Source organism: Bacillus sp. ABA4_010 (assembly GCF_056159105.1).
Genome location: NZ_JBSWUN010000003.1, coordinates 3,682,053 through 3,694,765 on the forward strand (window position 1 = coordinate 3,682,053; position 12,713 = coordinate 3,694,765).

Annotated in this window: 8 protein-coding genes and 3 pseudogenes; 1 reads left to right on the forward strand and 10 read right to left on the reverse strand. The window is 42.6% G+C overall.

Annotated features, from left to right (window positions below):
- Positions 1 to 98: 98 nt before the first annotated feature.
- From pruA to pcrB, 8 genes and pseudogenes are all read right to left on the reverse strand, one after another.
- Complete coding sequence (gene pruA, locus ACXAEO_RS19395) at positions 99 to 1,643, reverse strand: L-glutamate gamma-semialdehyde dehydrogenase (RefSeq protein WP_474883811.1); 1,545 nt, start codon at positions 1,641 to 1,643, stop codon at positions 99 to 101.
- Between the two features lie 217 nt (positions 1,644 to 1,860).
- Positions 1,861 to 3,039, reverse strand: a complete 1,179-nt coding sequence (locus tag ACXAEO_RS19400; RefSeq protein ID WP_474883814.1) for a CamS family sex pheromone protein — start codon at positions 3,037 to 3,039, stop codon at positions 1,861 to 1,863.
- Between the two features lie 120 nt (positions 3,040 to 3,159).
- On the reverse strand, positions 3,160 to 5,166 hold the full coding sequence (gene ligA, locus ACXAEO_RS19405; protein WP_474883816.1) for an NAD-dependent DNA ligase LigA: 2,007 nt from the start codon (positions 5,164 to 5,166) through the stop codon (positions 3,160 to 3,162).
- 24 nt (positions 5,167 to 5,190) lie between these two features.
- Positions 5,191 to 5,634 (reverse strand): annotated as a pseudogene (locus ACXAEO_RS19410) (ATP-dependent DNA helicase PcrA); the annotation flags it as partial.
- Between the two features lie 187 nt (positions 5,635 to 5,821).
- Positions 5,822 to 6,118, reverse strand: coding sequence for a hypothetical protein (locus ACXAEO_RS19415; protein ID WP_474883818.1), 297 nt, complete (start codon positions 6,116 to 6,118; stop codon positions 5,822 to 5,824).
- Between the two features lie 652 nt (positions 6,119 to 6,770).
- Positions 6,771 to 7,895 (reverse strand): annotated as a pseudogene (locus tag ACXAEO_RS19420) (3'-5' exonuclease); the annotation flags it as partial.
- A gap of 775 nt (positions 7,896 to 8,670) precedes the next feature.
- Positions 8,671 to 9,354 (reverse strand): annotated as a pseudogene (locus ACXAEO_RS19425) (UvrD-helicase domain-containing protein); the annotation flags it as partial.
- Between the two features lie 34 nt (positions 9,355 to 9,388).
- Positions 9,389 to 10,084, reverse strand: a complete 696-nt coding sequence (gene pcrB, locus ACXAEO_RS19430; protein WP_474883820.1) for a heptaprenylglyceryl phosphate synthase — start codon at positions 10,082 to 10,084, stop codon at positions 9,389 to 9,391.
- Positions 10,085 to 10,574: 490 nt separating this feature from the next.
- Between pcrB and ACXAEO_RS19435 the strand changes: the two genes are divergently transcribed.
- On the forward strand, positions 10,575 to 11,957 hold the full coding sequence (locus ACXAEO_RS19435; RefSeq protein ID WP_474883822.1) for a glycine--tRNA ligase: 1,383 nt from the start codon (positions 10,575 to 10,577) through the stop codon (positions 11,955 to 11,957).
- Positions 11,958 to 12,126: 169 nt separating this feature from the next.
- On the opposite strand, the gene ACXAEO_RS19440 is transcribed toward ACXAEO_RS19435, so the two are convergent.
- Together ACXAEO_RS19440 and ACXAEO_RS19445 are read right to left on the reverse strand one after the other, a co-directional pair.
- Positions 12,127 to 12,264, reverse strand: coding sequence for a hypothetical protein (locus tag ACXAEO_RS19440; RefSeq protein WP_474883823.1), 138 nt, complete (start codon positions 12,262 to 12,264; stop codon positions 12,127 to 12,129).
- 139 nt (positions 12,265 to 12,403) lie between these two features.
- On the reverse strand, positions 12,404 to 12,712 hold the full coding sequence (locus tag ACXAEO_RS19445) for a YerC/YecD family TrpR-related protein (protein WP_474883824.1): 309 nt from the start codon (positions 12,710 to 12,712) through the stop codon (positions 12,404 to 12,406).
- Between the last annotated feature and the right edge of the window lies 1 nt (position 12,713).

The window sequence follows — 12,713 nt, forward strand, 5'->3', positions numbered from 1 at the left end:
TACTAGAAATACTTTAATAAAAAAGCGTCATGAAGAAGTTCAACAGATGTTGACCCTTCACGACGCTTCATAAAATATTAAAAATCGATTCTCTTCTTTTATAGCATTTCAGATGTTGTTTTTGCTTGCATGTGAAGAAGCAAGTAATCAGGTCCGCCCGCTTTCGAGTCCGTACCTGACATGTTGAAGCCGCCGAACGGTTGGTAACCGACAATCGCGCCTGTGCATCCGCGGTTGAAATACAAGTTTCCAACATGGAATTCTTCACGTGCACGTTCAATGTGCTCACGGTTGTTTGAGACAAGTGCCCCTGTTAAACCGTAATCTGTGTTATTCGCGATTTCCATCATATGATCGAAGTCACGTGCTTTGCAGAATGCGACAACAGGCCCGAAAATTTCTTCCTGCATTAAACGAGCGTTTTGGTCAAGGTCGGCAAAAATCGTCGGTTGAATGAAGTATCCTTTCGAATCATCTCCTTCACCGCCAGTCATCAGTCTGCCTTCTTCTTTCCCAATTTCAATGTAATTCATAATTTTGCTGTAGGATCTTTCGTCAATCACTGGCCCCATGTATGTGTCCACATCTTCTGGATTACCAAATGTCAACGTTTTCGTTAACGCAACGGCTTTTTCTAACACTTCGTCATACACATCTTGGTGAACAACTGCACGGGAACCAGCCGAACATTTTTGACCCGAGAAACCAAACGCTGAGTAGACGATGGAAGACGCTGCTAAATCTAAGTCGGCATCTTTGTCGATGACCATTGTATCTTTTCCACCCATTTCTGCAATCACACGCTTTAACCAAATTTGGCCTGGCTGTACTTTCGCGGCGCGCTCATAAATGCGGCAACCAACTTCACGAGAACCGGTGAAGGAAACGAAACGTGTTTTTGGATGATCGACTAAGTAGTCTCCAATTTGCGACCCGCTTCCTGGCACGAAGTTTAATACACCCGCTGGAAGGCCTGCTTCTTCCATTAACTCCACAAATTTTGCCGCAATCACTGGCGTCGAGTTTGCTGGTTTTAATAAAACCGTATTTCCAGATACAATCGCCGCCACTGTTGTCCCTGCCATAATCGCTAATGGGAAGTTAAACGGTGAAATGATAATGCCGACACCAAGCGGAATGTAATGGAATTGGTTAAACTCACCTTCACGACTGTTAACTGGAATGCCGTCTTTTAACTTCAGCATTTGACGTGCGTAATATTCTAAGAAATCAATCGCTTCAGCTGTATCAGCATCCGCTTCCTTCCACGGTTTCCCGGCTTCTTTAACGAGATACGCCGAAAATTCATGTTTGCGGCGGCGCATGATCGCAGCGGCACGGAATAAAATGTTCGCACGGTGCTCCGGCTTCCATTTTTTCCACGTTTCAAAGGTCGTCAAAGCGGCTTGCATCGCTTTTTCCGCTAATTCTTGGTCCGCCATCGACACGCTTCCAATCACTTCTTCTTTATTGGCTGGGTTGATCGATACAACCTTATTTTCTGTTTCAATATATTCCCCGCCGATCACAAGCGGATAATCTTTTCCTAATTGTGTTTGCACATAAGCTAAAGCGTCTTGAAACGCCTTTTTGTTTTCTTCTACTGCAAAATTTGTAAATGGTTCGTGTTTGTAAGGTACCATTTTCCCTTCCCCCTCGTTGTCGAATTAAAGCGGATACAACTCACAATTTTCATTCTACTTGAATATACTGATTAATTCAAACACTAAACGACCTACACCACAAAAATTATTTTTATATAACAACTACCACAACCTTATTCTTGTCCATAAAAAAGCTGCCATAGAAAAGTTTCCATGACAGCTCTTACCTTTTATGTCATCAACGACAACGTTGACCTTATTGATAAATATGAACAAACGGCTTTTCTTGTTCCGCTTCTCGTACGATAATGCTCTCTGGTCCGCCCGTTGATGTAATATAAACTTGGGTCGACATATGCGGCGGGAAATACTCCATCATTAAACCGGCGACATATTGAGTAAAGCCAATGACTTCGCCTTTTCCGTAAAATTGAATCGGAATCTCAATCGTCATTTGTTGAAGCTGATCATCAAGGTAGTATCCTCGCGCAATGACACTCGTGAAATTCGGGAAATACTCTTCAATTTTCACCTTGAATTCATTAAACATCATCGCATCATCTCGGTGATCTTTTGTTATATCAGATGAAGGGAATAAATAATACTGCTCATCCACATCTGACCACTTATCAATCGAGGAATCCCCTTTATCTACCGTTCCAACCGCGAAAAAGTTACCTGGAGTAATGGAGCTTTTCGGCATTTGTTTAAACAGCCCGATTGTAATCGGCACTTCACTTAACCCTTCGATTTCCCGCATCCGCTTCACAACTTCTTCTGCAATCTTTTTCCCTTCCTCTTCCAAAACCTTCTGTTCAATCTTAACTTCCCGTGGATAGCCTTGCTCCTGTGTGTAATAATGCGTAGAATTTAACGCAAGGCCAATAACGACTCCACCAAGCTGAACCTTTTCATCTTCCCCTTTAATTAAATAGTCTTGTTCTAATATATGAGAAAGATAGAGAGGACTTCGCTTGTTCCGATCTTCCAGTGAACCTTGCCCGTCGTCAATTGGGTTCAACCCTAAGTTTTGGACTTCTTTATCTTTTGAACTCTGTTGAGCCTCTTCTAACTGCGCCGCACTCTTTTTTCGCTTTAGCCATTGCTGTACCGTTGCTTTTTCCAAGTACTGCCCTTCTTGATAAAAATACTTATCAGGCGGAAATTCCCCTTGAGCTAATCGCATTAACCCTGTTTCAAATTCACCGATATCAAGGCGATTATTTAAATTGGCCGCAACAAGACCTCTTGCCTCTCCAGATTTGAATGGAAGGACTGTACGATAATAGCTGTCGGAAATACTAAATTTCGGTATAATCGCTTTTTCTTTGTTCGAATCCGTTTCCTGCACTACTTCTTCTTCTTTATTAAAATTAGGAGCACATGCGGAAACAAGCAGCATCATCATTAACGAAATTAAAAACGTTTTTTTCAAAACATTTGACACCTCTTGTAATTGATATGAAAGGAACACCTCATGATAGGTGCTCCTTTTGTAACAAACAGCATGAAGGCTACAGCGGTCTCTTAAATAAAGACCACCGCTTTCAGCCGTCTATCCGTTTAATTCTTCAAGCATCCGGTTCTCATCCCACACTTCAATCCCCAACTCTTGTGCTTTCGCTAGTTTGGAACCTGCCTCCTCCCCGGCAATGACCAGGTTGGTTTTCTTGCTGACGCTCCCCGTTACTTTTCCGCCTAATTGTTCAATTTGCTCTTTTGCTTCGTTTCGGGACAATTGCTCAAGCTTTCCTGTTAACACAATTGTTTTTCCGGCAAAGTATGAATCAATATTTTCCGCTTGCACTAGTTTCGGGCCGTTATATGTCATATTGACGCCAAATGACTCTAACTCTTCCAGTAGTTGAAGCACTTCCGGCTGCTGGAAATAAGTCACGACTGCATCCGCCATTTTGTCACCAATTTCATTGATGGCCACAAGCTCATCATATGTCGCGTCTTTTAACGCATTCATCGTTTCAAAATGCTGTGCGAGTGTTTTAGCTGCCTTTGCTCCGACATGGCGAATGCCAAGACCAAACAAGAGCTTTTCTAATGAATTGCCTTTGGACACTTCAATTGCCTGAATTAAATTATCTGCTGATTTTTCACCCATTCGCTCAAGCTGTACGACTTGTTCTTTCGTCAAAGCATACAAATCGGCGACATCATGCACCAATTCTTCCTTGAACAATTGTGTAATGACTTTTTCACCTAACCCGTCGATATTCATCGCATTTCGGGAAACAAAGTGAATGAGCCCTTCACGAATTTGCGCCGGGCAACTCGGGTTAATACAGCGAAGTGCCACTTCCTCTTCCAAGCGTACAAGCTCGCTGTTACACTCTGGACAATGAGTCGGCATGTGGAATTCTTCCTCTTCTCCGTTTCGGCGGTCAACCATCACATTGACGACTTCAGGGATAATGTCACCCGCTTTTTTAATGACCACATAATCACCAATATGGATATCCTTTTCGCGAATCAAATCTTCATTATGAAGAGAAGCCCGCTTTACCGTCGTTCCCGCTACTAGAACAGGCTCCAGCAAAGCTGTTGGCGTCACAACACCTGTGCGCCCCACATTCAATTCAATCCCTACCAGCCTTGTGATGACTTCTTCTGCCGGAAATTTATAAGCGATAGCCCAGCGTGGACTCTTTGCTGTCGTTCCCAACTCCTGCTGTTGATGGAACTTGTCCACTTTAATGACGATGCCGTCAATCTCATACGGCAAATGAGGACGTTGGTCCACCCAGTTTTCAATATACTGCAAGACTTCATCTATCGTAGCACATTTTTGACGATTTGCATTCGTCTTAAAGCCTAGTTTATCGAGAAAATTTAATCCGTCGCTATGTGATTCGATTCCTGTGCTACCAGCATCCGCTACCGCATATAAAAAGAGATCGAGATTCCGTGAAGCGGCAATTTTCGGATCGAGCTGACGCAAAGAACCTGCTGCGGCGTTTCGTGGATTGGCAAAGGGCGTTTCGCCTTGCTCTGCTTTCACGTCATTTAACTTCTCAAACGATTTCTTCGGCATATATGCTTCCCCGCGAACCTCTAAAGATAAAGGCTCCGGCAGGCGAAGAGGGATTGAGCGAATCGTTTTTAAATTTGCTGTAATATCTTCCCCAATCGTTCCGTCCCCGCGCGTCGCTCCTTGAACAAAGTACCCGTTCTCATAGCGTAATGATACTGCCAATCCATCGATTTTCAGCTCACAAACATACGCCACGTCGTCCCCTACCGCTTGACGGACACGACGGTCAAAATCACGTAAATCTTGCTCGTTAAAGGCATTCCCTAAGCTAAGCATCGGCGCTCGATGTTCTACTTTTTCAAATGCCTCCAACACTTGTCCGCCCACACGCTGTGAAGGAGAGTCCGGCGTCTGCAATTCCGGAAATTGAGTTTCCAAATCGATGAGTTCTTTCATTAGCTGATCATATTCAGCATCCGGAACACTCGGATGATCTAGCACATAATATTCGTAATTGTAACGGTTCAATTGCTCATGTAATTCTTGAACACGAACTTTTGCCAATTCTACATTCATTCACTTTTCTCCTTTATACCATCTTTACACCTTTGTTACCGGCGCAAACTTGGCTAACAGTCGTTTTACTCCTGTCGGACTTGGAAATGCGATGTCTAGCTCTTTTGAATCGCCTTCTCCTTTGACACTCACGACCGTACCAATTCCCCATTTTTTATGTTCTGCTTTATCGCCAACTTGCCATGCAATCGTATCACCGCCTGTAGAAGAAAGCGCAGAGCGTGTAACCATGGACCGTTTCACTGGACGGTTGCTCGACGCCGACGTCGAAGGTGAGAAGGATTTTGAACGCTCATTCAATGATTCCAGCAATTCTTCTGGAATCTCATTAATAAATCGGGACATAGCGTTCACGTTCGTTTTCCCAAATAGCGTCCGCATCTGGGCATTCAAAAGATACAGCACTTCTTCCGCTCGTGTAATGCCGAATGGTGATAGGTAAACTTTTGAAGTAATCTCCAGCTTTTCCCCCACCCCACACCGTGCGTGCGACTTTCACCGCACACGGCGTTCCATCTAAATAAACAGGTTATCTTACTAGACCTAATTGAATTTCGTTAAACTTTAGCCAAACCACTTAATTTTCTTAGTTTATTGAGTTCCCTTAAATTAATATAAGCGGGAAGTCGCTCTAATGTAAGGGTTTCGTCATGAACTAGTTTATGACTTGTCTGGCTTTTCCGTGGATTCTCCCAAAGAGCCGATATTTTATCTGTCTAATGACTTCCTCAATATCAGTTTTTAGTACATCCTTCATGACCATTCCATCAGGTCCCGGTGTTTTACTCCCCTTATTTCCACTAATAATCTTGATGGAACACAGAATATTTCTTTCCTCAATAACTAATCTCCATAAATGATTGTGCCTTTTGTTTTCTAACGCTTTTTCAAAGAGATTGATTTCAATATCGTTAATACCATACCGAAATATATCCTTATCTTTGATTTTCAACTGGCATCGCCTTCTTTCCATTACGGATAGCGATTAACCTGTTCATTAGACTTGGGGCCTTTCCTCCACTCCTTATTATGAGAGCTTCATCGGTACTACACCCCTACTGCCATCCCTATTCATAACTCTTTCACAGCTTAGGCTTGCTGATCCCCAAGTTATTACTTAATCGTTAGGGACTTCTGACGTTCCGAAACTGCTAGGTATATAACTATACTTAGGTCCTGCCTTTACCCCGATTACCTCTCTATAGAGTGAAGCAACCCATCAGCTTCATCCATCATAGACCTTACGATATCTATTTTGGAAAGTAATTAATTAGCCTTCATTTCTAAAGACCGCTCTACGAGGCGTACATTCAGCAGTTCGTCATTGATTATTCAAATTCTGACCATATATAGCTCCCTGTCCGCATCACTTTCGCAGCGTGTTTAGCCTTTCCTCAGCTTGACCTGTTAGGACTACTCGACGCGACTTCACCCCGCTTCACACGCATTTGTTACCAAATACGCATGGGGGAGTATTAACAGCCATCTAGTCACGAGATTTATTTGGGTATCCCGCCGTGGTCTCACAGTTTCAGTTGTTACTAACCAAAGTTAGTCCAGACAATCCTTCGAGTTATCTCGATTTCTGTCTAACGTCACGCACCATAGGCTAACCGTCTCTCCTCTTCCATCTCTTCCTCATCTTGAAGAGAGCGGCTATGTGGAAACACACCTTCTTCCAGACCGATTAAAAAGACGACTGGAAATTCAAGTCCTTTTGCAGAATGCAGCGTCATTAAAATGACCGCATCACTTTCATCTTCATCGTTTTCTAGTTGGTCGATATCTGCGACAAGGGCAAGGTCCGTTAAAAAGGCAACAAGGCTTTTATCTTCACTGCCCTTCTCAAAGCTTTGCGTGACCGATAAAAACTCGTCAATATTTTCTAAACGGCTTTGAGATTCAATCGTTTTTTCTGCCTTAAGCATGTCACGGTAGCCGGTTTTTTCTAGCACTTCTTCTACCAATTCCGTGACCGATAAATAATCCTGCATGTTCGCCAAATGGGCAATCATATCCCTGAATTCAATTAGCGCATTCGTTGCTTTTGCGCTTAAACCGATAAAATCCACTTCTCCTAACGCTTTAAAAATGGAGATATCATGCTGAATCGCATAGTTAGCCAGTTTATCAACCGATGTCGCTCCAATTCCCCGCTTCGGTACGTTCACGACCCGCACTAAGCTGATGTCATCGTCTGGATTCGCAATTAAGCGCAAGTAGGCAAGCATATCTTTAATCTCTTTCCGATCGTAGAACTTGATGCCTCCTACAATCGTATAATTAATGTTGGATTTTAGTAATACTTCCTCCATCACACGGGATTGCGCATTTGTACGATATAAAATGGCAAAATCAGCATACTTTCTTTTACCGCTTTCTACCGCTTCCTTAATCTTTCCGGCGACAAATTGAGCTTCTGCATGCTCGCTCATTGCTTGATAATGGAAAATTTTCGTTCCTTCATCATTTTCTGTCCATAAATTTTTTGCCTTACGGTTCATATTGTTTCCGATGACCTTGTTCGCAGCGTCCAGAATGTTTTTTGTTGAACGATAGTTTTGTTCTAACAAAATCACCGTTGCTTGTGGATAATCCTTTTCAAACGATAAAATATTGGCAATATCCGCTCCGCGCCAACGATAAATACTCTGATCAGAATCCCCCACAACACAAATATTTTCAAAGCGCTGTGCCATTAACTTTACTAGTTTGTATTGGGCATGGTTAGGTTGCGATAGGTAAGAGTTTGAAATGATCTCCGTCTTTTCCCCCGCTTAGCACCGTACGTGAGACTTTCACCTCATACGGCGCCCCATCAGCTACAGGCTTCTTTGCATTATCTGAATAAGATAATACCGTCTTCCAATAGCTGACTAATGGCTATCCCTCCACTGTTTCTTATCACAGTTTCAACGGTACTGCGCCATCACCTTCACCAATATAAAGGAGGTTATACATATACCCTTTCGTTATATGCTTTCCCTTCCACCGCTTCTATGGGTGCAAACCCTCCACGTTATCGGCTTACCACGTTCCAAGAATCCTATCTGTACATACATACCCGTAGGTGATTCCTCTAGCCCTGTTAGCTGGATGATGCCTGTAACATCATAAGGTATTTCATAAAGACAAATTTTACTCTACCTCACTAACCCTTACACGAAGGACTATCCATTTCGAATAGTTATACCTCTAGAGCCGTACATTCGGAATTTCGTCAATAGATGGTTGTTTCATCTAATTTCTCACCATAGGTATCTTATAGAACCCCGGTCTATCAGCCACACCCTCTGCCTCCAGAGAGTTTTCCTCGACTTTACGTTAGGATGACCTTCAACCGACTTCACCGAGCTTATAACCCTCAGGTGTTTTGCACCACCCGAACGCTATTCGGAGGATTAGGCGAGCCTTTCAGGGCGTTACCCCATCATTCGACTCTTCGGATTCTTAGTTCTCCTAGATTACTCTAGTGGCTAATCTTTTCAATTAGCAACGTGTCGCACTATCCTGGTACTCATCAACATGAATATACTGAAACTTCCGTTGGTAATATTCCAGCACTTCCGGCACTCGCTCGAATAATTGAATGGTAATCATTATGAGGTCGTCAAAATCGAGGGCCTGATTTTTCCGCAGACGCTTCTGGTATTCGGTATAAACACCGCTGACCATTTCCTCATGTGGATTTCCGACCGTTTTGGCAAACTGCTCTGGCGTTGTTAATTCATTTTTCGCGGAGCTGATAATGCCAAGGAATGATCGAGGATCAAACTTTTTCGGGTCAATGTTTTTTTCTTTTAAAATCGTCTTAATGACGGAAAGCTGATCGGTCGTATCCAAAATGGTGAAGTTCCGATTGTACCCGATGCGGTCAATGTCCCTTCTTAAAATACGCACACACATCGAGTGGAAGGTGGAAATCCAAATATCATCCGCCGCTCCACCCAATAAACCGGTGATCCGATCCCGCATCTCGCGGGCCGCCTTATTCGTAAACGTGATCGCTAAAATGTTCCAAGGAGCCACTTGCTTTTCTGCCATCAAATAAGCAATGCGGTGTGTAAGCACGCGTGTTTTTCCACTTCCCGCACCTGCCATAATAAGTAAAGGGCCGTCCGTAGCCTTGACCGCCTCTTGTTGTTGTGGATTTAAACCTGACAATAATTTTTCACTTAAAAATTGCAATCATCTCACCCCTAAACCAAACGTTTGTTCTTGTTTATCGTACCGCATTTTTGACTGCTTGTACAGTTCGTAAAGCCGCCTTCAAGTCTTGATACACAATGTTTCCTACGACTACTGTATGAGATGCCTCTGCCATTTCAGCGGCTTGTTCCACCGTCTCAATTCCACCGCCGTAAAATAACCTTGTTTGTTCGAGACTTTCCTTTACCTGTTTGACCAGCCCTGGATTTCCATATGTACCGCTGTATTCCAAATAAAAAATTGGAAGACGGAACATGCGCTCAGCCATTTGAGCATATGCCAATACATCTTCTTCGGTTAAGCCGGTAGCCGCTTCCGTTACTTTAGCAGCTTTGCAGTCTTCATTTAAGATGCAATACCCTTCAACCATGATTTCTTCCCAGTTCATAATGTCGCCGTACTCTTTCATCGCTTCATGATGAAGGCCGACAATCCACTCTCTCTTTCCACTATTTAAAACCGTTGGAATGAAATATAAATCGAACCCTGGCGTAACCGATTCAATCGTCGACACTTCCAAAATGCATGGAACTGTGTAACGTCGGATACGCATAAGTAAGTTCAGCACGTTATCTAACGTTACCCCGTCCGTTCCTCCTACTATGACGGCATCCGTGCCAGATTCACAAACGCGCTCTAATGCTTCATCAGAAATTTCTTTGTTCGGATCTAATTTAAAAACGTGTCTCCACTCTTTAATATCATACATATAGTTAACCTCCATTCGTTGCTCCACTCAACATTATAGCAAAACTGCCTTTCATATACGAAAGCAATCCATTCATGAAACCCTCTTCAAGCGGTTCTTCATCGCCCCTTACCATTCTCCATGATGGCTAAAACCGATACCTTCCAACGCCGCTCAGCGAATTTATCCAGCAGCGCTTGTTTAGTTAAAATGGATGTGCTAATATAAAGACAAAAATTGATACCTTATCATACAGTGAAAGACCAATAGTATTTAAATCCTCTTCAACATGTAGCGATCTGGGGATGGTGAAAGCCCAGAGAAAGATTTAAAGAAAAGGCAGTCTGGAGTATGCTTCTGAAAAGAGGATACGTGTAATGCATGTATCAAACAGGGTGGAACCGCGGGAACCAATCTCTCGTCCCTGGGCAATGTAATGCCTGTGGGATGGGGGATTTTTTTGTTGTGTCTCCCACCCACTATGAAATGATTCATTAAAGGAGGAAAAAACATGTCAGTTTCAATGGAACAAATCGTCTCTCACGCGAAACATCGCGGATTTATTTTTCAAGGCTCTGAAATCTACGGAGGTCTTGCTAACACGTGGGATTACGGCCCGCTTGGTGTAGAATTAAAAAACAACGTCAAAAAAGCTTGGTGGAAAAAATTCATTCAAGAATCTCCTTATAATGTCGGCTTGGATGCTGCTATTTTAATGAACCCAAAAGCTTGGGAAGCTTCCGGTCACTTAGGAAACTTCAACGACCCAATGATTGACTGCAAAAACTGTAAAGCTCGTCACCGTGCAGACAAGTTAATCGAAGAAAAATTACAAGAAAAAGACATCGAAATGATTGTCGACGGACTTTCATTTGATCAAATGATGGATTTAATTAAAGAACATGACATTACGTGCCCAGAGTGCGGGTCTGATAACTTTACAGAAATCCGTCAATTCAACTTAATGTTCAAAACACACCAAGGGGTAACGGAAACGTCTGCAAACGAAATCTACCTTCGCCCTGAAACAGCACAAGGGATTTTCGTGAACTTTAAAAACGTTCAGCGCTCTATGCGTAAAAAACTTCCATTCGGAATTGCTCAAATCGGGAAAAGCTTCCGTAACGAGATTACACCAGGTAACTTCACATTCAGAACGCGTGAGTTTGAGCAAATGGAGTTGGAATTCTTCTGTAAACCTGGTCAAGAAATTGAATGGTTCAACTATTGGAAAGAATATTGCCATAACTGGTTGTTATCTCTTGGATTAACAGATGAAAACATTCGTCTTCGTGACCATTCAGATGATGAGTTATCTCACTACAGTAATGCTACAACAGACTTTGAATACAAATTCCCATTCGGCTGGGGAGAACTATGGGGCGTGGCGTCTCGTACAGATTACGATTTAAAACAACATATGGAACATTCTGGTGAAGACTTCCAATACATTGACCAAGAAACAAATGAGCGCTATGTGCCATACTGCATCGAGCCGTCTCTAGGTGCGGACCGCGTGACATTAGCTTTCTTACTGGATGCTTATGAAGAAGAAGCATTAGAAGATGGTACATCTCGTACAGTTATGCACCTTCACCCGGCATTGGCTCCGTTCAAAGCAGCTGTTCTTCCACTTTCTAAAAAGCTTTCTGACGAAGCGAGAGTGGTGTTTGAAGATTTAGCGAAACACTTCATGGTGGACTTCGACGAAGCGGGTTCAATCGGGAAACGTTATCGCCGTCATGATGAAATCGGAACGCCGTTCTGTATCACGTTCGATTTCGATTCATTAGAAGATCAACAAGTAACTATCCGTAACCGTGATACGATGGAACAAAAACGTGTGCCAATCAGCGAATTAAAAGCATTAATTGAAGAAGCAACACAATTTTAATCAATGAAGAGGAGGTGGTATGTTTATGCCACCTCCTCTTCATTAACCTTCAATCGTTCACTATCATCGTCCCTCAATTTATGCATACAAAAAACCGCCTGTTTCACGTTAAGATGAACAGACGGCTTTATCGTACAGCTTCCACATCACTATTCAATTGCCCCACTCCTTAGTAAAAATCGCTTAGCATATGCTGAATTTGTTCATTGGTCGTATTTCGAATGAATTCAATAAAATCAATCCCTTTAATGCCAAACACCTCACATTTTTCTACATATTTCTGATAAGCTATCGTATACATTTCCATGAGATGCCCCTCCTGTTTTATAACAGATTTAATTATTTATTTATATTATATAACAGATGAACCGAATCGTCAATGTCCCTTTTGACGGTCCATAAATAAAAAAGGAACCTTTTCCTATCCAAGGTTCCTTTTTTCCCTCTTATTTTTTTTCCTCGTCGCCTGCGCCGACTCGCTCTAGTACCATTTCATATGCATCGCTTCCATAATTCAAGCAGCGCTTAACACGAGAAATAGTAGCTGTACTTGCCCCAGTTTCCGTCTCAATTTTATGATACGTGTTTCCTTCTCGCAGCATACGTGCAACTTCAAGTCTTTGTGCCAATGATTGAATTTCATTGACTGTGCATAAATCATCAAAAAAACGATAGCACTCTTCCATATCTTTTAGCGATAATACCGCTTTACATAACTGGTCTAATTCTTTTCCACGAAGTTTATCAATCTGCATA

Excerpts from the sequence above, each read along its gene's own strand:
- pruA (WP_474883811.1), bottom strand. The coding sequence starts at position 1,643 with ATGGTACCTTACAAACACGAACCATTTACAAATTTTGCAGTAGAAGAA.
- ACXAEO_RS19440 (WP_474883823.1), bottom strand. The coding sequence starts at position 12,264 with ATGGAAATGTATACGATAGCTTATCAGAAATATGTAGAAAAATGTGAG.
- ligA (WP_474883816.1), bottom strand. The coding sequence starts at position 5,166 with ATGAATGTAGAATTGGCAAAAGTTCGTGTTCAAGAATTACATGAGCAA.
- ACXAEO_RS19435 (WP_474883822.1), top strand. The coding sequence starts at position 10,575 with ATGTCAGTTTCAATGGAACAAATCGTCTCTCACGCGAAACATCGCGGA.
- pcrB (WP_474883820.1), bottom strand. The coding sequence starts at position 10,084 with ATGTATGATATTAAAGAGTGGAGACACGTTTTTAAATTAGATCCGAAC.
- ACXAEO_RS19445 (WP_474883824.1), bottom strand. The coding sequence starts at position 12,712 with ATGCAGATTGATAAACTTCGTGGAAAAGAATTAGACCAGTTATGTAAA.